Raw genomic sequence first — 20709 nt, 5'->3', positions numbered from 1 at the left:
GCCGCTTTGAAAGTGCTTGTTAGACCTCAGCCGGAAAGGGCTCTGAGAGCCCGTAGGGAATCCATAGAGAGACTTTGCGCCGTACCGCGCACAAAGAGCGGCTAAGTGCTCACTCACGTGCTAAATAAGCGACTTGCCAAGCAGGCCTCTGGGTGTGCGTCGTGCTCTTTTTATGGCACTGTGGCGAATTGGCAGCGTCGCTTTAAGCCGACGCGCCACCACGTAGCAGGTGAAGATAACCGTGCTCCGTCATCCATTTTGCGCGCAATAAATGGCTGTCGAACGCCTTCTGGACCCGATCACAATCATGTTCCGGATCAAGATGCAGCACCACTCGTGCGACTTCGCGCCAGTCCGCACCTTCCGCATTCGCGTCGAGCAGGCGCAGATACGTGACGAGATGCTCCTTGTCGTAAGAGGTCAACACGATACCGGAGGGCGCAATATCCGCGATATTGGGATTATCCGGTGGCGTCTGCATGGGCATTCTCGCAACAGGTGTTGATTGATCAACTTTGCTTTTGGGACCTTGGCATATTGATGACCCGTACCGGCGAAGTCCGCTTTGCACTCATGAAGGGGCGCTTCCAGTTCGATCCGTCAGTTCAGAAAAGTGTCAACATCGGACTTGTGCCTCCAAACCTTCCGCTTATTGGGGTCTCGTCTGACCGGCCCAAAATTTGGTGCAGAACGTCGATTTTGAGCAAGAAAACGCAATCCGAGCAGGAAAAGGCAAATCAGACATTGCTCCTTTAGTTGCTACAGGGTGTAGCGTTTCCCTTCTGGGCGGCCGGAGGTCGGAATGAAAACGTATGACTTAGTGGTGATTGGATCGGGCACCGCCGCCCAGGTCGCGAGCGCGCGGGTTCGACGAGCGGGTCTGACAGTGGCCGTGGTGGATCATCGTCCATTCGGAGGAACCTGTGCACTGCGCGGATGTGATCCCAAAAAAATGCTCATAAGCGGTGCCGAGGCCATTGATGCCGTACACCGTATGCAGGGACGCGGGGTCACGGGCGAGCCTCAGATCAGTTGGCCCGAACTCATCGCCTTCAAACGCGCCTTTACCGATCCTGTGCCGCAAAAGCAGGAGGCCCGTTATGCCGCACAAGGCGTTGATGCTTTTCACGGGCTCGCGCGGTTCACTGGCCCCGATGCTATCACCGTGGCAGGACAAGAGGTAAAAGCGCGTCACATCCTTGTAGCTACCGGCGCGCGCCCTGTGCCTCTCCAAATCCCGGGCGCCGACCAGATTATTACCAGCGACCGCTTTCTTGAACTGGAGAGCCTGCCGAGGCGGATCGTGCTCATAGGCGGCGGTTACATCGCAGCCGAGTTTTCGCACATTGCCGCTCGCGCAGGAGCGAAGGTAACGGTGCTCCAACGTGCCGACCGTATGTTACCGCGTTTCGACCCGGACCTCGTAAGTTGGCTGATGGAAAAGTTTGCCGAACTCGACATCGACGTGCGGACGCAAGCAACGGTTACACGCATCGAGCAAACAGCGAATGGCTATCGGGTGCATGCTGATGGGGTTCGCGGGAAGGAATCGGTGGCGGCCGATCTGGTTGTCCATGCGGCGGGTCGCGAGCCTGATTTGGAGGAATTGGATTTAGCGGCGGGGCATCTCGCGATCAGCAAAAACCGCCTCGAACTGAATGAATATCTCCAGAGCGTATCTAATCCTCTGGTCTATGCTGCCGGCGATGCCGCAGGCATGGGGCCGCCCTTAACGCCTGTGTCGAGCCACGATGGCAAGGTCGTCGCTGCCAACATTCTGGAGGGTAACCTTCACAAGCCAGATTATCGAGGGGTGCCGAGTGTAGCCTTCACGGTGCCGCCGATCGCCTCCGTCGGCTTGAACGAGAGCCAGGCGCAGGCCCAAGGATTGAAGTACAAAGTGAAGTCCGAGAACACTCCCAATTGGTTTACCGCCCGCCGTCTTGCGGAGCGCGTGTACGGCTACAAGACGCTCGTCGAAGAGGGGACGGATAACATTCTCGGCGCCCATATCGTTGGCCCCCAAGCCGACGAGGTGATCAATCTCTTTGCCCTCGCGATCCGGCATAATCTGACCGCGAAGGATTTGCGAACAACAATGTTTGCCTATCCGACCGGTGCGTCAGACATCGGGTATATGGTCTAGTCAGCCCCGCCGGCCGGCATCCAGAATATCGAGCACCGGACAGTCCGGGGCAGCGCCGTCGGAACATCGGGCGACCGTTTCCGCCAGGATGGCCTCCAGCTTGACGAGGTCTGAGAGTTTACTGCGAACATTCGTCAGATGCGCGCTCGCAATTTTGTGCACGTCGGCACATGAGGCGCGCTCTGGCCCCCCTAGGGCGAGCAATGCGCGAATCTCCTCTAGTGTGAACCCGAGGTCGCGGGAACGCCGGATGAAGGCCAATATCCGCGCTTCGGCCGGCCCGTAGACTCGCCGCCCGTTGGCCGAACGTCCTGGCGCCGGCAGCATTTTGATGCGCTCGTAATAGCGGATGGTCTCAATGTTCACGCCGACATGCTTGGAGAGTTCCCCGATAGAGAAACTTTCCGCTCGCGAGGGTGTGATGGCGGGCATGAAATCGTCCTTGATCCTGTAGGGACTACAGGATGCATGGTATAGCCCATGAAAATCAATCAGACCGATTACATTGCTGACGACCGAGGCGGCAAGGCCTGATAGCGGCAGGTGGCGTGCTGGCCGCGCTTGCGGCGTCGTCGTGTTGCATCCTTCCCCTCGCGATGTTTGCCCTCGGGATTAGCGGAGCCTGGATAGGGAATTTCACCCGGCTTGCTCCCTACCAGCCCTACTTCATTACGGCGGCTCTTCTGTTCGTGGGATACGGCTATTGGTCGGTCTACCGATCAGGTAAGCGCGCCTGCACCGAGCGCGAGGCCTGTGCGCGCCCGCTACCGAATCGCATCATCAAGGTAAGCCTCATCCTCGCAACTATCCTGGTCGCTGCTGCGGTCGGCCTCGACCTTATCGCTCCCCTACTCCTCAACTCATGATCGGAAACTTCCCCATGAACAAGGTTCTCGCCTTCGCCGCCTTCGTCGTCACCATTTTCGCCGCGCCAACGGCCATGGCTGGCGAGAAAACGATCACATTGGCTGTGAAAAACATGTACTGCGCGTCATGCCCCTCCATCGTCAAAGGAAGCCTGGAAGCGGTTCCGGGTGTGGCCAAGGTTGCGGTGTCCTACAAGGACAAGACGGCAACGATCGTCTATGACGATGCCACGGCCGATGTAAACCAACTGACCTCGGCCACCACCCAGGCCGGTTATCCGTCCGCACCCAAGAGCTGATCCGATGCTTCTTCAATCGACCATCACCTGTCCGCACTGCTCTGTCGCGAAAACGGAGACCATGCCGACCGATGCCTGTCAGTTCTTCTATGAATGCACCGGCTGCGGCACAAAGCTAAAGCCCAAGTCGGGTGATTGTTGCGTGTTCTGCTCCTATGGCTCGGTACCGTGTCCGCCGATCCAGGCCGAGCGTTCCGGTGAAGCGGGCGAGGCTTCCTGCTGCGGGCGCTAGAGGAACTATGATGCCCATCAACACTCCCCCAAGGACACCGATTTGTGCGGCGTGTGGATGCTCACTTGTGAGGTTGGACATCGGCAAGGATAAGGTTCTCGCGCATCGCTACAACGGGCGGGAGTATCTATTCTGTTGCCAGGGTTGCGTCGATGTGTTTGCCGCCGACTCCAGAAGGCTGTTGCAGGAGTACGAACGCAGAGTCGATCAAATTGCGATTTGCCCCGCGTGCCTTGGCGAAATACCGCTCGCATCCACAGTCGAGCTTGAATACAAAGGTCAAGTTTTCAGTTTTTGCCGATGTCCGCACTGCAAGCAGTCGTTCGAGCAGGACCCAGAGCGCCTCTTGAATCGCCTGTTGTGGTGACAAGGACGGCGCCAGCACTACTCGCGCCAATCTCTTGGCGCATGTCGGAAACGAGTCAACAACTTAAGGCCAACGGCGCATTCGTGATTTCCGCTGATTGCCTAACAGCGGACATTCCATATTCGCCCAGTTCCGGCCGGCTGCCTTAACTTGTCAGCTTTCGGTAGGACCAACAGCAACGGCAGCAGACATTCGGTGCGCTTCAACGCGGCCTCGGTGACACGGCAGCGCGGGAGTTTTCAAGAAGCGACCTACGAAGCAGTCACGTGTTAGTCACTGCGGTGAGGTGCCTTGGTCTCATGGCCCGCGGGACTTACCGGCGCAGCCGACGGCAAGCTCGTCTCAGTCCATCCGGCCTTGAGCACGCTTTAGAGCTTTTGAAGCTCGTGGGCGCCGCCGTCACAGGCGCGAAGATGGTGAGTAGTCGTGAGGGTGGATAGGTTTCTGCTCGCTTCCCATTCGGAGTATAGGAGCACGGTTACAGGCTTTACCCGCTGCTGTGCCCTACCCAAAAAACCAAAAAGCCCCCTCTTGGTGTAGAGGCGTCAGTTCAGCAGCCTAAGTCGCTGCTTCTGTTCCCCAAAATGCCTGCAACGGCCTTTAGCCAAAACCACTAGCTTTTGACGCGGAGGCAATCAATTTTGCCTCGAATCATTAGACGTGCGGTAATGGTTAGACACAACCGGGGTTGAACAGTGGAAATAACGACCGCAGCGGAAATGGTAGCGAGGTTGGCCCAAAAATGCTTTGCCAGCAATCCGGTTGTTATTTTGGGCAGTGGCGCGTCCCTCCCTCACGGTCTGCCGGGCATGTCCGAACTTCAGGCTGCTCTGGTCGCAAGCATTCATACTACCAACCCGGAAGAGGATAGCGCCTGGCAGGCAGTGCAGGATGCTCTCAAGGCTGGCGATCATCTCGAAAAAGCGCTGACGCACACGACCTTGCCAGCCTCGCTCGTCACAAAGATTATCCAGGCTACATGGAAATGTATCAACCTCAAGGATCGAGAAGTTTACCTTCGTGCATTGGTCGGCACTGAAATTTTTCCAGTTAGCAAGCTCTTCCAAAGGCTATTTCAGAGCAGCCAGACAACAATTAGCGTCGTCACGACCAACTATGATCGTGTCGCCGAATACGCAAGCGACAGCGCCGGTTTGGCTCACTCAACGGGGTTTGTGCCGGGATATATACAGACGAGGGAAGGGACTGACCGTGTAACGGTCTATCGGGGTGCTAAGATTGCCCGGACTGTGCGCATATGGAAGGTACACGGATCGTTGGACTGGTTCGAACGAAAAGACGGGACAACAGTTTCCGCGCCTCTGTTTGAAGTGCCCCCGCCGACGCTGATACCCCTGATTGTCTCACCCGGCGTTAGCAAATTTCAGCGCACGCATGATGAGCCGTTCCGATCAGCAATCCAGGGTGCCGACCGCGTCTTGGAACATGCGGAAGGATATGTATGCGTGGGATTTGGGTTCAGAGATACTCATATCGAACCCAAGCTTGTGGAGCGCTGTCGTCAGACGAATGTCCCTATCACCGTGTTGGCACGGGTTCTGACGGACGAAGCAAAGGCGTTTTTGAAGTCGAAGGCTGGCACGAGCTATCTGGCTTTCGAAGAAGCTGCGGAAGGGACGCGAGCTTACACCCACGAGCATCCCTCAGGTCTCGAAATAGCTTACAAAAATTATTGGTCGCTAGATGGCTTCATGACGCTCGTGACCTAGAGGATTGGCTATGTCCCTATTTGAATACAAGGATAATGAAGCGCTTGGTTGTGTTATTTCGGTGGACACTGCCACTGTAACCATACGAGTGGACGATATCGAGCGTCTCCGTCGCATTCAGGTCAATCGACTAACTGTCTTGCAAAGCAGTAAGGCTGGACAACACTTGATCGGCGTTGTTACGAGAATCACAAGGCGGGCCGACGAGCGTACCATCGTGGAAAACGAAGATCCGTTGCCGGAGCAGCCGCTGCCTGAAAATAATCTCGTAAAGATTACAATGATAGGAACTCTACTGGACAAGGTCGGGCTGACCGACAATGTTTTCCGCAGGACCCTTGAGACCGTTCCTGAGATTGATGCCAACTGCTTTTCACTCGAAGGAGAGCGCCTTACCAAGTTCATGCAGGTCATCTCTAACGTTTCAGGCGATGGCTCGCGCTTATCACTCGGGACTTTTACGCTTGATGACGAAGCTGAAGCATTTCTCAATGGAAACAAACTCTTTCAGCGTCATGCCGTTATTGTCGGAAGCACTGGCTCAGGCAAGTCGTGGACCACCGCGCGCCTGCTCGATCAGATAGCGCAGCTACCGCAGGCGAATGTCGTTTTGTTCGACATACACGGCGAGTACAAGCCGTTGGATGGTGATGAGTTTTGCCATATCCGCATCGCGGGGCCTGTAGACATAGAGAAAAAATCGGGGATGGACGATGGGGTCCTGCACCTTCCATACTGGTTGCTTGGATATGAGGCGCTTGTTTCGCTGTTTGTGGATCGTAGCGAAGAGAACGCGCCGAATCAGACAATGATGATGACGCGGCATATCACAGCCGCGAAGCGCGCCGCTTTGGCCGACCCGAAATACGCGGATATATTGGCGAACTTCACAATTGACAGCCCCGTTCCGTTTGACCTCAACGCTGTATTTACCGCGCTTGAAAACGTAAATTCAGAAATGGTGCCAGGAGCGAAAACTGGCACGGAAAAGCAGGGACCGTATTTCGACAAGCTTAGTCGATTGATTGCTCGTCTTGAGTCAAAGCGCCAGGATCGGCGACTTGGATTTCTGTTTCAGCCTCCGGCCGAGTGTATGGAGATGGAATGGCTACCGACGATGGTCCACAAGCTCATAGGAGGACGCGGATCGCAGAAAGGTAAGTGCGGCGGGATCAAGATCATCGACTTTTCGGAAGTGCCATCGGATGTGCTGCCGCTGATGGTGAGCTTATTGGCCCGCTTAATCTTCACGACGAACCAATGGACTCAGGCCGACAAGCGGCATCCGATCGCCCTCCTATGTGACGAGGCGCATTTGTATATTCCTGAACGCGCTGCCGCCGATAGCGGCGATGCAGTTTCGGTTCAGATTTTTGAGCGTATCGCGAAGGAGGGTCGCAAATACGGAGTGGGATTGGTTGTAATCAGTCAACGTCCCGCTGAAGTGAATCGGACGGTGTTGAGCCAGTGCAACAACGTTATCGCCATGCGGCTTACTAATGGCGACGATCAATCCGTGATAACGCGGCTCTTGCCTGACAGCCTTGGAAGTTTCGGTGATTTGCTGCCAATATTGGATATCGGTGAAGCACTGGTGGTTGGCGATGCTAGTCTACTTCCGACTCGGGTTCGGGTTGCCGAGCCCAAGAAGAAGCCCAACAGCCAAACGATAGCGTTTTGGGACCGATGGAGCGAGGCAGAACCAAAATCGGACACGGAGAACGCTGTTAAGGCGTGGCGTCGGCAGAGCCTGCAAATCTAATCGCCTAATTGAACCAATGTTTCCGTTGCTAGGCCAACGCGCCAACGGGCGTCATAGCCCCAAGATGCAGCGGCCACTGCGTCCATAGGCAGCAAGGTCCGGCGTGAGGGCATCCCGCTCAGGCCAACCAACCGCTCCCCCCTACAATCGTCGTAAGGCCAGGCGCTAATGCACTACGGCTTAACCTCGTCGAGGACTTGGCTCACGTCAGGTTGTTCAAGACTCTTGGCCCGCTGGCACTCGCAAGGCATTCCGGCACCGCACTGGCAGCCCAACTCCTCGTCCCACGCGCGGTTGGGGTGGTTTTCACAAACCCACCCTATGCCGGAGCAGACGGGGCATTTGGGATCAGTCATTTGCGCGAGAGGCCCTTGAATGAGCTTGCCCGGAGCAAGCCTTCGGAAGTGATATCTCGGTACTCAACATCTGCGAAAAACTTCGGTTCGACCCAGGTGGCCTTGGGCTTGCGGGTAGGTTTGGTGAGCTTCGACTTCGGGCTCACCACAGTATCGAGCTGCCGGCGGATTTGGCTGGAGACGGTCCGGGACCAGCCGGTGCCGACCTTCCCCATGTAAACCAACTCCTTGCCTTCCTGCTTGCCGAGATAAAGGGCGGCTACTCCGGTGGGATCTTTCACGAAGCCAACCACGGGGAATTTCTCGCGCTGGACCGTTTTCACTTTCAGCCAGGCTTCTGTCCTCTCCGACCGATACGGAGCGCTCGCGTTCTTCGAGATGACGCCTTCCCAGTTCAACTTTGCGGCGTGCTCAAACACCTTCTGCCCGTCCCCGGTGAGATGCTCCGAATAGAGAACCGGCGACTCAATGTCGTTTTCGCCAAGAAGGTCCAACAGCGCTTGCTTGCGCCCGATTTGCGGAAGGCGGCGCATATCGCCGTCACGCCAGAGAAGGTCAAAGGCGTAGAAGACCAATCTGTCCTGCCTCCCCGCGGCCAGCTCTGCTTGCAGTTTCGAGAAATTGGTGCGGCCTTCATGTACGACCACCACTTCGCCGTCGATGATAGCTTGCCCAGGAATATCGAGAGCGCCGGCAATCGTCGAGAAGCGCTTGGTCCAGTCCAGTCCGTTACGGGTGTAGACCTTCTTCCTGCCGCCGTTGACATGGACTTGGATGCGGTAGCCGTCGTACTTGATTTCATGAAGCCACTGGTCGCCCTTCGGCGCCTTCGACTTCAACGTTGCAAGCTGGGGCTTAATGAACCCCGGCATCTGAATACGCTTTGGCAATAACTCAACTCACAAAGCCGCCTGTAGGCACGCGGGCATCTTTGCGCATTTCTCAAGAATCTCGAACAATCAGGGGACGTGATCCATCCTGCCAACCACCAATGCTGTACGGCTTGTTGAGGAGTATGCCGCAAAGCGGTCCCACGGCATCTACGCATTGGCCTCCCGTTTCTTCATAAGCCAATAGGGCTCCCGAGCATCATATAGTCGCTCTGATGCGATTTGAATGGTGCGCTGATAGGCATACTCCTTTGGCTTGATGGTGGTGCCGTATCGGCCCCCTCTGAAGCCTTCAGCGAGGTCAGTGAGTGCCGCCGCGCTCCATCCGTTTCGGAAGGCGCTGCCAAGCACCATGCGTTCGGATAAGTCGCGGCACACGGAGCGAAGATACTGGAACGAAGTCCGTAGGTCGGGTTGATGGGTCATTGGTGATTTTGTGTTTGAGTTATTTGATACGCGATGCGTGCAGAGAGACCGGCCGTTGCTCGCGTTCCTTTAGGAAGCCACGGGCGAAGAAATCTCGTGACAGCGCTGAGTTGATGGCGGCCATGAGCTTCCGTTTGCTCAGGCCGATGAAGGGTGTGCCGAAATGCCAGCGGGCGAAGTCGGCTAAGTCGTCTTCGGTCCATCCGGCTTTGAGGACGCTATGGAGCTTGTGAAGCTCGCTGGCGCTTGTGCAGGCTCGGAGGAAGGCGTTGAAGTGCTTGGAAGAAAAATGTCGGTCCTTGTGGTGCGAGGCGCGCGGCGAGTGAGTGAGCCTCTTGTGTATAGGTACGTGCTGGATTGCTTAACGCTCTGAGTTTGGATTAAAAAGTCTTCTTGCGCCCCTCTCCGCTGACTAAGCGCGCGCATATTCCTGACCCACGTTGAGGTGGTGCATGTGACGCCCTTCCCCAATAGTGGTCGAGTAATCGCTTAACTAACTGTTCCTCCACAACTAAGACCTGTTTTTCCCTCATTCGTAGGTGCAGCCTCTTGCGTGCCCTTAGGGGTTGCGGAATAGTTTTGCTCGCTGGGGAGCATGACATGTCACACGGCTGGTACTACGCGGAAGCAGGCAATTCAGTTGGGCCAATTGGGCTTGATGAGCTTCACAAGGCTCTCAGAGCACGAAGGGACGCTTCTCGTATTCTCGTATGGCAACGTGGCTTCCAAGATTGGGTGGAGGCCGGATCGGTGCCAGAGCTTGCCGCAGCAGTCAGTGGGCCTCCTCCGCTCCCGCAAAGGCCTGTTGTTCCGCCAGCGACTGCACGGCGACATGTGCCGCCGCTATCACCTGAGTATCGGCAAGGTGTGCAGACTGAGGACAAGCAACGCGGTTGGACGGGCACAATAGGAGTGGTCGGTATCGCGGTGTTTAGCGTAGTGATGGCCAAGTCGCTCGGTGGCGTCTACTGGATGCCGGTCCTACTTATGGCTTTGTCAGTCTGGGCTCTGACAAAGGCGAAAATGCGGGACTACATTGCGTGGATGCTTGGCGTGCTCGTCGGGCAGACGCTTTGGATGGCCATCGGGCACGTGACACTCTTTACCACAGACAAGCCGGACCCAGAGCTTTTTACGTTCCTCTTCGATCTGTGTATCGTTATTGGTTTGACAGTGTGGGGGATGCGTGCGCAGTCCGTTGCGGTATGCGTATGCGTGTTGCTGTATCAAACCATCGCGCTTGGCGCCAATGTCGTGCTCTTCGATGAGTTCGCGAAGGCCAGCGCGGCTGCAGCTGGAATGCACATTGTACTCCGAGCGCTCGGCATTGGATTGGCCATCTACGCCATTGTGAAAGCAAGTCGGCACAAGCGAAAGGAAGAAGCCGCACCTCTCGTTGTCTGACGTGCGCGACGCGGTATCCAGACCGCCTCCTGTGTAAAGGTAGTCGAGTTTCCGCTTAACCCACTGGCGTCACTTCCGAAGTGCCTTCCGTGCCGCCACAATCTGACCTGCTCTGCCACAATTCCCCAAAAGTACCCCCGGCCCTCGGGCGGTTTTCTCATCGCTGTTCGATCTAACAACAACGCCGGATTTAGACCGACTTTTTGAAATCGATTTGAGCAAACGTTTTTCAAATCGCCTGAGCCGGGAGGACCCTAGAGGTCCCTTCACGAACTTCAGAGCCTGCCTCGCCAGCGACAAAGGCGTCTCGCCTCCCGGCCACCGCATCCTGATCGGAGCAAGAATACGTCACCGCATTTCAGGCGCTCGTTGCCAGACATTCGCTTGGTGCCATTCCGTCTAGCGCACGTGCCTCTTGTGTAAAGGCAGGCGATCAGACGCAAAGTGTTTGATCCCGGATGTAGATGCGGCGCTTTCGACCATTTCTGGCGTTGGTCAAATGTAGGCCGAGCCCATCTCCCAGACATTCCGTTCAATCACGGTAGACTGGATAGACCCCGAATACCATTAGGGCCTGTGTATTTGAGAAGTCTGCAGGCACAGGTGAGATGGTCAGATAACATTCGAGATGCGAAGCAGCGATTTCTACTGTGCAATTCGGCCATAGACACAGCGCGGCCTCACGGATATCCGCGACGCGCTGGCACTCATGCGCTGAGAGCTTCAGGACCATCATGAGATGTAGAACGCGGCGATGAGCGCAACTACACTCATAAGCCCCATACGGTTGTCGGCCAAGAGCACTGAGACGATGAGCGCGACGGTAGATGCCTGGATCAACATGGTTATGTCACTCTCTGCTAAGCTGTCTGTGGCAGGCGATTTAGGAGACGTGCTACGGCTGTTGGATGCCAAGCTCCACCACGAGGCGAGAGCACCCCCTGCCGGTTTAGCTCCTCAGCGATGGCACGCACGCTCGTGATGCCTCCGCGCTTGATGTCCTCTATGATGCCTTGAAGGCCCATTGCGCGCTGTGCGGCCTTCTCCTTGATCTTGGTGACAGCCTCAGCGTTGCCGGCCTGCTTTCCACGAAGGGCACGAGCACCGTTGGGGTTGCCCAGCTTCACACCGCGCGCCTTGGCGGCTGCCAGAGCCTTCTTGGTGCGCTCGCCGATCAGGCCAGCTTCCAACTCCGCCACGGCGGCCATCTGGGTAAGCAGGAACTTGCCCATAGGGCCGGGAGGCACGCTCGGGAGGTCGCAGAATACAAGGTCAACATCGCTGGCGACGAGGGCGCGTAGGAGGTCCACGTTGCGGGTGAGGCGGTCCAGCTTGGCAAAGACCAACTTTGCGCCGATGGCTTTGGCGTGGGAGAGCGCAGCGGCCAGTTTGGGGCGATCAGCGCGCTTTCCGCTCTCGGTCTCAACGTACTCAGCCACGAGGGTCCACCGACCGCCGTTGAGGTAGCTCGTAACGGCCTCGCGCTGCGCTTCGATCCCAAGGCCACTCCGACCCTGCTTATCGGTCGAGACGCGGAGGTAGGAGATGAATTTTCCCTGCGCCATGCCCGAAAGACTCCTTTACACATTTCGATGTAACGGACGTTAGATCATTTTGTGTACAGGTGGCAACGAGCAATTGAGAATCGCAGGGATTCCGTTTTGCATGGCTCGCGGCCCGAATCGACCTTGAGAGCAAAAATGAAAGCCTCAGTTACGTTCACCAAGAACAACGCAACGGAGTACGGCAAACGACTTATGGCGCTTGCCCTGTACCGACGTGGCAAGAGCTTCATCGGAGCAGCGGTCTTGCTAGGGCAACAGCCAGGCGCTGACAGGTACGTTGTGCTCCACCTTCTCTGCCAAGGCGTCGAAATAATCCTGAAAGCCCTGTTGCTTCTCTTGGACTATGAAAAGTACATCAAGCAACAGCGACGACACGGGCATGACCTAAATCGCGTGGTGGCGATAGCTCTTGAGGCATTTGGGCTGCACCCGATGCGCCCAAAGCTCGCTCAAGAGGTGCAAGCTTTAAACAACTTCTATTCTCAACATCTCCTGCGCTACGATGGTCTCCATGACATCCTTATTGATCCTGCCAGCATCGAGAGCAACCGAATGTTCCGAAGGATAGCTGCCGTCCTCCGGGTCACTGAGCGTGAAATTGCTAAGAGCGCTGGATCAAGCCGACCGCAAGGCTCACAGCCGTGACACTCACTCCCGAGGAGCCATACAGCGTAGCGAAGGGCTACGTTCAATCGGCCTATGCGATGATGGCTAATCCGTACCGTCTGCAACTGCCGGATGACACCACGTTCTTTATGGCGTTTCACATGCTCTGCGGGTTCGCCGTCGAACTTTATTTGAAAGCGTACCTCGTTCACAGGGGCTTCAGTGAGCGCCATTTGAAGGACTTAGGGCACCACCTGCTCAAGATTCGCGAGCTTTGCGTATCGGAGGGACTGCATGACAGCGGAGCGGACATGCTGGTCGGTCTGTTAGCTAGGCATCACAAAGGCCTGAACTATCGCTACATGAAACGCGAGACGTCCTACCAGACCGAAAGCCTTCGCACGATTTTCTCAGCGTTTTCGTCTCTCGACCGCACCGTGGATGGTGCCATCGGAGCCAGCGCCGCAAGAGGAAAAGCAGTTGGCGGTCGCTGGGATTTTCCGCTCGATGGGTCATGGCGGTTTCCGGAATAAGGCCCAATTCCACATCGAAATCGAGTGCGCAATGGAAGACTTTGAACGCTACCTCATCGAAATCGTTGAGCCAACCGTGGACGATTTCCGCCTAAAGCCCTCAAGCGTGAGGGTTGGCTTCCTAGCTTGCGTGGCAATCGATCACTCCGTTGACTATTTGGCGTTTCCGAGAAACCGCGTGCATTGGGACGGAAAAGAACATCACCGCAGGCGCGCGGGGCTCCGAAAGCAGTTCAAGGAAGAAAACGAGCAATTCCGTTTGGCGAGCGAGGCTGCCAACGCCTTCAAGCACGTCAAAACCACCAGCGTGAGAGGGCTCGAAGCAGCCGAAGTCTACGAGCGCCCGCCCGCAATGGCAGGCAGAGCGATGGCAGGCATTACGATGGCGGGAGATATGACAGGGGCAGTCGTGGTGGACGGTCACAACCTTCTCCGCGTCGTCACCGAAGCCCTGCGCTTCTTGCGCTCGAAGGTACGATAAATCCCCCCGCAAGAAATCCTGCCGACTAACTACAATAACCGACATTAGGCAGGCCCTCCTCACTGTGCCACACATTTGGCTGTGGAGGAGCCGATGGCTGACAAGAAATACCAGTACGTCACGTTCGTTACTGAGGTCATGGCCGCGCGCGCGCCGAAACTGTCGGAGCCGGACACGATGGGCGAATACGCGGACGGAAAGTACAAAACCGAAGCGACTGCCTCAGAGGCTTACACTCAGAAGCTCCAAGGAGACATTCTAGCTGTCGCTCAACAGTACTTCGGCAGGAAGAAGAACCTCCGTCTGCCGTGGAAGGAGACGAAGGAAGGCGCCATCGCGTTCAACTTCAAATCCCCAAGGAAGAAACCGGAGCTTACGGACAGCAAAGGCAAGCCCCTAAAAGCTGGAACACGCATCCGTGGAGGCTCCCTCATCCGTATCGTTGGCGTCATTGCAGCGTGGGAAAAGGGTGCCATGTGCGGTGTGTCGCTGTGGCCGGACGCTGTGCGCGTTGTCAAGCTGGCTGAGGGCTTCGACGCCTCTGCGGCGTTCGGCGCTGCTGAGGACGGCTTCGACGCTGATGGTCCAACTTGATAGCCCCCATGACCTTTGGCCCGTATTCCAGCATTTCCATAGCCTCGCGAAGGTCCACACGCTCTCCCTGCGAGTAGTGACCGTATGTCATACTGCCGCGCTCATGGCCCACGAGTAGCTTGACGGTGCTCTCCGCGACCTTCAGGCCCTCCATGTAGCTTATGAACGTGTTCCGCAGAGCGTGGAAATCTCGCCCCTTCCCTTTCACGTCCACCTCCTTGCCGTTGCGGAAGCGCCCATACGCCTTGCTGACATACCACGAGCGCTTGTCATCCGGGCCGCCCGGCACCAGTCCCTTGAACAAGAACGCGTCTTTGTCCTTTAGCCGCCGCTCGATGATCGGTACCGCGAGAGGATGAGCCGGTATCTCCCGAACTGCCGCATTGGTCTTGCCGCTGGTGATCTCCAGCCAATAGCCATCGGCGCGCTTGTGGACTTCAGAACGCTTCATGGCGCAAAGCTCATCCAGACGACCTCCTTGCAGCAAGGCGAGGCGAAGCATGTCGTGAAGCACCTGAGCGTAACGGTCGGTACTGTAACGCCCTTCGAGAAGCCTCAGCAGCGCGTCTTCCTCTAGGGCTTTCCGATACCTGGGTTTGCCCTTAGCCTGCTTACCGAGCTTGTGGCGGAGCCACGGGTTGCTGTCAGGCTTCGCATGCGCCTTGCTCTCCAGCCATTGCCAGAGTGACGATAGCGATGACAGATGGCGCTTGATGGTGCGCCGAGCGAGGCCCGACTTCGCGATAAGCTCGCTGACGTACTCACCCGCCTTCTTGCGGTCTGTCTCCTCAATCGTCACAAACTCGCCAGCCCACGCGATGTACCGCCGCGTCGTACTACCGTGCTGAGACTTCGTTTGGCCAGTCTCTGTGCTTTCCGCTATCCAAGTCGGGTAGAGGTCCTTCAGCAGCGTCCCCTCGCCCGTGGCGGTCTGGTGGAACGCATCAGCCAGCGCCTCATCCTTCTCGGCTAATTGGCGTGACAGTTCCTTCACCTTATCGAGGAGTTCGCCGTAGATCGAAGCGCCGTATTCATCCTCAGCCTTGCTGGCCGTTTCCAGTTCCGCCCGCCATTCCTTTGCATCCTTCAGCACTTCGGCTTTAGGGTCGAAGGACCTCGCCAGAGCATCGATGCGGCGCATGAATTCGGCCACGTAGCTGTGCTTTAGGCGGTTGGCCTCAGCTAGATTGCCGGTCCTGAGGGACACCTTGAAGCGTTTCTGGCCTGCCTTGGCTTGGAGACGTTTTGGTATCTCCACCACAACAGAATACGTGTTGTACTGCCTGACGAGATATCGCGTGTCCACAGATCAAATCCACCTAGGAAAACCACCTAGACTTATCCTCAGGAATGGCTATAAACAAGCAGTTATTGGGCTTTTTGGTTTGATTGACGGGGGTCCTAGTTCCCCAGCCACACTCGGCAATTCCACCAACGATTAGATCCGAACGGGCTTTTCGCCGCAGACGATGGACCGTCGAGTTGATCGTGGACCCCATTCGTGGACCACGCTCGCCTATCTCGCCGGTGAGGCAGCCTCAACGACCCTTCATGCGTGCGACTGTTCCGGTCGGATAAAGCCCCCGCGGAAGTTGAGAGACCACAAAAAGCCGATGGGGTCGCAACTGGACACCTTAGGGAGATCGCGCATTTCCAAGGGTTTGGAATAGCGTCTGTCGCCACCAATCGCTTTCGATCTGATCGAGCACGGCGAGATCGAGCATGGGCCGCAATGTGCTGCCTTTCGGCAGCACGATCGCATAGCTCTCGCTGCTGAAGCTGGTGTCAACAATACGAACCGAGGCCGAGAAGTCTTTCCGCGCGACCCAGGTCAGAAGCGGCTTGTCATGGACGAAGGCATCGACCGTGCCACGGCTCAATGCAGATAGGCCGCTTTGAAGGTCTGGAAACGCTCGAAAGGAAAGCTGCTGACGAGTGAGGTAGTCGGTCGTCGCAGAGTTGGCGACGGCGCCGACGCGCACGGATCGCAGGTCGTTGAAACCGTGAACGGCGCCTTCGAGCCCTCGGCGCGTGAGCGTGGAGGTGATGCCTGCGGTGAACACGGCTATGGCGATAACGGAAGCGATCATCCACCCGGTTGCGACGATCCGCCCTGGAAGCGTTGCTGGCGCATTCTGGGCGGCGCCTGCCTGTGTCATGGCAATGGTCGACCACCAAAAGCTGGAGCCGAGCCCCTTGGCTCCCCCGCCGAAATGTTCCGTTTTCCGGCGTTCCAACAGCCAAATAAGGAAGCCGACCGCCATCGCAAAACAAAGCAGTACCGTGACGGCCTGGAAGAACCCGAAGGAAAGAAGCGCCCTCCCGATCGACACCCAGGCACTTTCATGGATCGGCACCGCAATCCCGAGTCCGGTGTTGTAGAAGGGTTGGGTAAAATCGACGCTGCGTGCGCGCGCAGCGGTCACAGTTACCGCTGCGACACCAGCGTCGAGGGTGCCCTTCGCGATTTCATCCAGCAGATCCTGCACGTTCTGGGTCTCGACCAGGCGAAAGCGTAGCTGCGTTCCAGCAGCGATCCTTCTCCAGAGTTCGATGCTGATACCGCTCCAATTCCCGTCCGGCTGCTTCATCGCGAAGGGCGGCGCTTCCTTGGTCGCCACTACCAACTCTCTGTCAGGGGTTGTGCCTTGGGCTCGAACCGCGCCGCAGCCGAGTGCAAGCACCGCCAGCAACAGAAGGCATAGCAGGACCGGTCGAAGTGACGAGATCGCTGGCTCGCCTTGCGAGGCCCGATCTCGCCGCTCAAAACGTCTAACGGATTCTTGAGCGATATCCAGCCGGTCAGATGCATCGCAGTGCGAGACTGCAGGAGATTCCTCGAACGAACTCATAGCGGACCTCAATTATCGAGATCGAGCGACGAAAGCATTGCTATTTGGCGGCATTTCGTCTGCCGGCGGGCGCCGACCAGCTAGCCCATTGCGGAACCTTCCCCTTGGCGTCCTTCCCCGCGATCACCTGCTGGCATCTACCATGCGCAGCCATGCTGGAAGTTCGCGATGACTTAGACGCGCCGTCTGGACCGCATGCCTGAGGCAAGCGGATGACCTACCTTCAGTAACGAGTCGGTGCGCATGTGACGGGAGCAGATTTTCCGATCTCGAACCGCAGTGCTCGACGGCGCGCGCATCACCCGCCCGCCACCACCGGCAACTCCGCAATCATGCGAATGCCGGGCCGTCTCCGCCAATGAATTTGTGACGGCTCAACCGCCAGCTTCAGCCGCGGCCAGCGCGTGAACAGGGCCTGCAGTGCGCAAATTCCTTCGATCCGCGCGAGCTGATGGCCGAGGCAGAAATGAATTCCCGTCCCGAACGCCAGATGCCGGTTCGGCCGCCGCTCGAGATCGAGGCGTTCGGGACACTCGTTAGCCTGCGGGTCCAGATTGGCGGCGACAATCATCGCCATGACCCGATCGCCCTTCTTCAGTTTCACGCCCTCGAGATCGACATCCTGGCGCACGTAGCGCGGCTTTGAGAATTGCACCGGCGAGACGAAGCGCAGGAATTCTTCGACCGCCAGCCCTGCGCGGCCCCAGTCCGCCATGAGCCAATCGCGGCGATCCGGATCCTTCAGCAATTCGAAAACCGATCCGCTGATCAGATGCGTCGTGGTCTCCGAGCCGGCGCCGAGCAGCAGAAACACCATCGACACCATCTCGTCCGCCGTGATGCGCCCGCCTTCCTTCTCGACGCGCACCAGTTCGGCGATCAATCCTTCGCCGCCCTGTTCGCGGGTCAGCCGCAAGCGCTCTTTCAGATAGCGCCGCATCTTGATGAGGCCGCCGATCAGCCACAGAAAGCCGAGTGCATTGGTGAGGTGCGCCATCGAATTGGCCCAGGCCATAAACTTCGGCCGATCCGCCGGCGGCAGGCCCAGCAACTCGCAAATTACCGCAAGCGGCAGCATCCGCGCGTAAAGCTGCACCAGGTCGGCAGGGCTGCCATCGGCGAACAATTCATCGGCGAGGCGATCGGCGATGGCGCGGATGTGCGGCTCCATGTCGAGCACCGCGCGGCGGCGAAACGCCTCATCGACGATATTGCGCAGCCGGGTGTGGTCCGGTTCGTCCATCGTCAGCATGTTGTTGGCCAGCGTCCCGATCAGTCTCGGCATCCACCACGGCACGCTGCCGAGCGCCCCGCCCTCCTTGCGCAGCGTGAACACCGTGCTGTCCTTCAGCACGCGCGCGGCCGCCTCAAAGGTCGTGGTGACCCAGACCCGGCCGATAATCGGAAACTTCGTCGCGACGACAGGCCCGGATGACCGCAGCAGGGCCACGCCCGCCCTGGGATCGCGAAAAAAGGCCTCGCTGGTGAAATCCACAAGCTCTGCCATAACTTACCCTACGATGTCATGCGCGCGTTCGCATCAAGATGGTGCGCAACAGCGGCGACGCAAGGGCCATGGAGCGCCAGAGCGACGTGCCCCTACACCGGCGGCGTGCCGTGGGTGTGAAACGACTCGATCGTCTTCAGCCCCCAGGCCTGGCCTTTCTTGCGCTCTTCCTCGGTCCAGACGATCGGTTTCCAATCGGGCGCGAGGATCAGGCGGGCGCCGGCGTTCGCGACCTCGACACGGTTGCCGCCGGGCTCCCATACATAAAGGAAGAAGGTCTGCTGGATCGCGTGCTTGTGCGGGCCGGTCTCGATGTAGACGCCGTTTTCGAGAAAGATATCGGCGGCGCGCAGGATTTCCTCGCGGCTGTCGAGCGCGTAGGTGACGTGGTGGAAGCGGCCCGCCTTGCCGTAATGATCGCGGGTATAGGCGAAGTCGTAGCTCTTGTTCGACATCGTCATCCACATCGCAGCTTCCGTGCCGTCGTTGAGCATGATCTGCTCGGTGGTGCGCAGGCCGAGATAGTTCTCGAAGAAGAGACGGTTCGCCTTGATGTCGACCGCGAGGCAATTGAGATGATCGAGCCGGCGGACATTGACGCCGCGCGCCGGAAATCGCTGCGCCTGGTTCTTCAGTGCGGGCTTCAATTCCGGCGGTGGCTGATACCACTCGGTCTCGTAATAGAGCTCAACGATGTGACCATCGGGATCGCGACAGCGGAACGCCGGCCCCTGCCCCATGTCGCCGTCGACCCAGCCTATGTCGAAGCCGGAGCCCTTCAGCGCGGCAACGCGGCGCTCCAGCGCCTGCGGGCTGCGGGCGCGTAACGCCATGTGCTCCATGCCTGAGGTCTTCGAGGCCGTCAGCTTGAGCGAATAGCGCTCGTAATCGTCCCAGCCGCGCAGATAGACCGACTCGCCTTTTTGTCCGCTGACGGTCATGCCCATGACGTCGACGAAGAATTTCAGGCTTTCGTCCGGCTTCGGCGTCAGCAATTCCATGTGGCCGAGATGGGCGAGATCGAAGATCGGCTCGGGGGTCATGATATTACTCCTGATAACTAAACATCCTCGGATCGTCATACCCCGCCACCGGGTCTCGCCTTTGGCGAGCCCGATGACAGGCTCCAGCGGGGTATCCAGTACGCCGAAGGCTCTTCGGTCCAACCTCGCCTTCTCGGCGTACTGGATCATCCGCCCCAGTGCGCAATTGCGCACAAGGCGGATGATGACACCTTGCGGGGGCTATCAGAGTGCCCGCGTTACATCGTCGAACAATTCCTCCACCGCATAGGCGCCCGGAATGAGTTTTTGTTGCGCGGAATAGTTGATGATCAGCTCCAGCGATCGCCGCATTTGGTCCGGGCTAAAACGCGGCGCAGCGGATGAAGCCGCGGCAGATTCGGCGAGCAGCCGATGAACCTCGCGCACGACGTCCGGGTGCTGGTCGGACAAGGTCCGGCTCACCACAACCATGTGGTTGATCGGCACCACCCCGTGCTTTTCGAACCAGGCTTTCTCTTCGGCGGCGACATCGGCAAACAGCGGCTTCAAATCCGGATGATCCGATTTTTCGCCGAGCACTGCGTCGAGTTCTCCGTCGATCAGCATCTGGATGATCTGCTTGCCCGGGGGCGCCCGCTTGGTCGTATCCGTGAATTCGGCGACATGGGCGTCCTCGAACGTCACCCAGTCGATCGAATCGAGATCGACGCCGTAATCATTGGAAAGGATGCCGCGCAGCCATGCGCCGGTCGTGGTGGTGAAGGAGCGGATGCCGACGCGCTTGCCGTTGAGGTCGCGCGGGGCGAGCTTTGCCGCCTTCGCATTGTAGAGCGCGTGCCCATGCTGAAACCGCGCCAGCACGACATCCGGCAACAGGACCATCGGCTTCGCAAAAGACTTCGCCATCAGATATGTGACGATCGCCATCTCCGAGACGTCGAACGCCCCTTCGCGGACCATCGGCTTGAAGCCTTTGTTGGTCGGCGAATACTGCGCAAAATCGAACTCGATCAGATCCGACCTGATCGACCCATTCTTCAGCGCAGTCGTGCCGGGATGGTCGCCGAGCAACGTGCGCAGGCGCATCGC

General features: G+C 57.9%; 21 protein-coding genes. 11 read left to right on the top strand and 10 right to left on the bottom strand.

Annotated features, from left to right (window positions below; genetic code table 11):
• Positions 1-202: 202 nt before the first annotated feature.
• A complete protein-coding gene (locus tag GWE18_RS03510; RefSeq protein WP_275184388.1) occupies positions 203-481 on the bottom strand; it encodes a DUF2285 domain-containing protein in 279 nt (92 codons plus the stop codon).
• Between the two features lie 321 nt (positions 482-802).
• Here GWE18_RS03510 and GWE18_RS03505 point away from each other — a divergent pair, with 321 nt between their 5' ends.
• Positions 803-2146: an NAD(P)/FAD-dependent oxidoreductase gene (locus GWE18_RS03505; RefSeq protein ID WP_275184387.1), complete on the top strand. Its 1344-nt coding sequence runs from the start codon at positions 803-805 to the stop codon at positions 2144-2146.
• On the opposite strand, the gene GWE18_RS03500 is transcribed toward GWE18_RS03505, so the two are convergent.
• A complete protein-coding gene (locus GWE18_RS03500; RefSeq protein ID WP_275184386.1) occupies positions 2147-2578 on the bottom strand; it encodes a helix-turn-helix domain-containing protein in 432 nt (143 codons plus the stop codon).
• Positions 2579-2694: 116 nt separating this feature from the next.
• Here GWE18_RS03500 and GWE18_RS03495 point away from each other — a divergent pair, with 116 nt between their 5' ends.
• Genes GWE18_RS03495 through GWE18_RS03485 form a run of 3 tightly spaced genes read left to right on the top strand, consistent with a single transcriptional unit; the run spans position 2695 to position 3543 of the window.
• A complete protein-coding gene (locus GWE18_RS03495) occupies positions 2695-3012 on the top strand; it encodes a mercuric transporter MerT family protein (protein ID WP_275184385.1) in 318 nt (105 codons plus the stop codon).
• Between the two features lie 14 nt (positions 3013-3026).
• On the top strand, positions 3027-3311 hold the full coding sequence (locus GWE18_RS03490) for a cation transporter (RefSeq protein WP_275184384.1): 285 nt from the start codon (positions 3027-3029) through the stop codon (positions 3309-3311).
• 4 nt (positions 3312-3315) lie between these two features.
• Positions 3316-3543 carry a GDCCVxC domain-containing (seleno)protein gene (locus GWE18_RS03485; protein WP_275184383.1) on the top strand — a complete coding sequence of 76 codons (228 nt, stop codon included), beginning with the start codon at positions 3316-3318 and terminating at the stop codon, positions 3541-3543.
• A 127-nt stretch (positions 3544-3670) separates the two neighbouring features.
• On the opposite strand, the gene GWE18_RS03480 is transcribed toward GWE18_RS03485, so the two are convergent.
• Positions 3671-3928, bottom strand: coding sequence for a hypothetical protein (locus GWE18_RS03480; RefSeq protein WP_275184382.1), 258 nt, complete (start codon positions 3926-3928; stop codon positions 3671-3673).
• Between the two features lie 677 nt (positions 3929-4605).
• Here GWE18_RS03480 and GWE18_RS03475 point away from each other — a divergent pair.
• Both GWE18_RS03475 and GWE18_RS03470 read left to right on the top strand, forming a co-directional pair.
• The gene (locus tag GWE18_RS03475; RefSeq protein ID WP_275184381.1) at positions 4606-5640 is read left to right on the top strand and encodes an SIR2 family protein; all 1035 of its coding nucleotides are present in this window, start codon (positions 4606-4608) and stop codon (positions 5638-5640) included.
• A 10-nt stretch (positions 5641-5650) separates the two neighbouring features.
• Positions 5651-7402 carry an ATP-binding protein gene (locus GWE18_RS03470; protein ID WP_275184380.1) on the top strand — a complete coding sequence of 584 codons (1752 nt, stop codon included), beginning with the start codon at positions 5651-5653 and terminating at the stop codon, positions 7400-7402.
• 352 nt (positions 7403-7754) lie between these two features.
• On the opposite strand, the gene ligD is transcribed toward GWE18_RS03470, so the two are convergent.
• Entirely contained in the window at positions 7755-8648 is an 894-nt protein-coding gene (ligD, locus tag GWE18_RS03465) for a non-homologous end-joining DNA ligase (RefSeq protein ID WP_342804218.1), read from the bottom strand.
• Between the two features lie 1338 nt (positions 8649-9986).
• On the opposite strand from ligD, the gene GWE18_RS03460 reads away from it, so the two are divergent.
• Positions 9987-10478, top strand: coding sequence for a hypothetical protein (locus GWE18_RS03460; protein ID WP_275184379.1), 492 nt, complete (start codon positions 9987-9989; stop codon positions 10476-10478).
• An 860-nt stretch (positions 10479-11338) separates the two neighbouring features.
• Here the strand turns inward: GWE18_RS03460 and GWE18_RS03455 are convergent.
• Positions 11339-12043: a recombinase family protein gene (locus tag GWE18_RS03455; protein WP_275184378.1), complete on the bottom strand. Its 705-nt coding sequence runs from the start codon at positions 12041-12043 to the stop codon at positions 11339-11341.
• 135 nt (positions 12044-12178) lie between these two features.
• On the opposite strand from GWE18_RS03455, the gene GWE18_RS03450 reads away from it, so the two are divergent.
• The 4 genes from GWE18_RS03450 (at position 12179) to GWE18_RS03435 (ending at position 14257) form a co-directional block, all read left to right on the top strand.
• The gene (locus GWE18_RS03450; RefSeq protein ID WP_275184377.1) at positions 12179-12688 is read left to right on the top strand and encodes a hypothetical protein; all 510 of its coding nucleotides are present in this window, start codon (positions 12179-12181) and stop codon (positions 12686-12688) included.
• On the top strand, positions 12685-13182 hold the full coding sequence (locus tag GWE18_RS03445) for a hypothetical protein (RefSeq protein ID WP_275184376.1): 498 nt from the start codon (positions 12685-12687) through the stop codon (positions 13180-13182). The genes GWE18_RS03450 and GWE18_RS03445 overlap by 4 nt, the downstream gene beginning before the upstream one ends.
• Positions 13130-13663 (top strand): hypothetical protein, encoded by a 534-nt coding sequence (locus tag GWE18_RS03440; RefSeq protein ID WP_275184375.1) that lies wholly within the window; start codon positions 13130-13132, stop codon positions 13661-13663. The genes GWE18_RS03445 and GWE18_RS03440 overlap by 53 nt, the downstream gene beginning before the upstream one ends.
• Before the next feature lie 93 nt (positions 13664-13756).
• The gene (locus GWE18_RS03435) at positions 13757-14257 is read left to right on the top strand and encodes a hypothetical protein (RefSeq protein WP_275184374.1); all 501 of its coding nucleotides are present in this window, start codon (positions 13757-13759) and stop codon (positions 14255-14257) included.
• On the opposite strand, the gene GWE18_RS03430 is transcribed toward GWE18_RS03435, so the two are convergent.
• From GWE18_RS03430 to GWE18_RS03410, 5 genes are all read right to left on the bottom strand, one after another.
• A complete protein-coding gene (locus GWE18_RS03430) occupies positions 14178-15563 on the bottom strand; it encodes a DUF6538 domain-containing protein (protein ID WP_275184373.1) in 1386 nt (461 codons plus the stop codon). The genes GWE18_RS03435 and GWE18_RS03430 overlap by 80 nt on opposite strands.
• Positions 15564-15891: 328 nt before the next feature.
• A complete protein-coding gene (locus tag GWE18_RS03425; RefSeq protein WP_275184372.1) occupies positions 15892-17109 on the bottom strand; it encodes a transporter substrate-binding domain-containing protein in 1218 nt (405 codons plus the stop codon).
• 298 nt (positions 17110-17407) lie between these two features.
• Complete coding sequence (locus GWE18_RS03420; protein WP_275184371.1) at positions 17408-18616, bottom strand: cytochrome P450; 1209 nt, start codon at positions 18614-18616, stop codon at positions 17408-17410.
• Between the two features lie 92 nt (positions 18617-18708).
• Positions 18709-19659 (bottom strand): catechol 2,3-dioxygenase, encoded by a 951-nt coding sequence (locus GWE18_RS03415; protein WP_275184370.1) that lies wholly within the window; start codon positions 19657-19659, stop codon positions 18709-18711.
• Positions 19660-19863: 204 nt separating this feature from the next.
• Positions 19864-20706 (bottom strand): hypothetical protein, encoded by an 843-nt coding sequence (locus GWE18_RS03410; RefSeq protein WP_275184665.1) that lies wholly within the window; start codon positions 20704-20706, stop codon positions 19864-19866.
• Between the last annotated feature and the right edge of the window lie 3 nt (positions 20707-20709).

The sequence above is a fragment of the Bradyrhizobium sp. CSA112 genome (assembly GCF_029051645.1).
GTDB lineage: Bacteria > Pseudomonadota > Alphaproteobacteria > Rhizobiales > Xanthobacteraceae > Bradyrhizobium.
The sequence above is the reverse complement of the archived record's forward strand: the minus strand, read 5'-3'. Positions and strand labels throughout refer to the sequence as shown.

Bases quoted from the DNA above. Each gene is read 5' to 3' on its own strand.
- GWE18_RS03490 (WP_275184384.1), top strand. From the start codon at position 3,027: ATGAACAAGGTTCTCGCCTTCGCCGCCTTCGTCGTCACCATTTTCGCC.
- GWE18_RS03415 (WP_275184370.1), bottom strand. From the start codon at position 19,659: ATGACCCCCGAGCCGATCTTCGATCTCGCCCATCTCGGCCACATGGAA.
- GWE18_RS03505 (WP_275184387.1), top strand. From the start codon at position 803: ATGAAAACGTATGACTTAGTGGTGATTGGATCGGGCACCGCCGCCCAG.
- GWE18_RS03455 (WP_275184378.1), bottom strand. From the start codon at position 12,043: ATGGCGCAGGGAAAATTCATCTCCTACCTCCGCGTCTCGACCGATAAG.
- GWE18_RS03425 (WP_275184372.1), bottom strand. From the start codon at position 17,109: ATGAGTTCGTTCGAGGAATCTCCTGCAGTCTCGCACTGCGATGCATCT.
- GWE18_RS03470 (WP_275184380.1), top strand. From the start codon at position 5,651: ATGTCCCTATTTGAATACAAGGATAATGAAGCGCTTGGTTGTGTTATT.
- GWE18_RS03485 (WP_275184383.1), top strand. From the start codon at position 3,316: ATGCTTCTTCAATCGACCATCACCTGTCCGCACTGCTCTGTCGCGAAA.
- GWE18_RS03410 (WP_275184665.1), bottom strand. From the start codon at position 20,706: ATGCGCCTGCGCACGTTGCTCGGCGACCATCCCGGCACGACTGCGCTG.
- GWE18_RS03500 (WP_275184386.1), bottom strand. From the start codon at position 2,578: ATGCCCGCCATCACACCCTCGCGAGCGGAAAGTTTCTCTATCGGGGAA.
- GWE18_RS03510 (WP_275184388.1), bottom strand. From the start codon at position 481: ATGCAGACGCCACCGGATAATCCCAATATCGCGGATATTGCGCCCTCC.
- GWE18_RS03420 (WP_275184371.1), bottom strand. From the start codon at position 18,616: ATGGCAGAGCTTGTGGATTTCACCAGCGAGGCCTTTTTTCGCGATCCC.
- GWE18_RS03450 (WP_275184377.1), top strand. From the start codon at position 12,179: ATGAAAGCCTCAGTTACGTTCACCAAGAACAACGCAACGGAGTACGGC.
- GWE18_RS03435 (WP_275184374.1), top strand. From the start codon at position 13,757: ATGGCTGACAAGAAATACCAGTACGTCACGTTCGTTACTGAGGTCATG.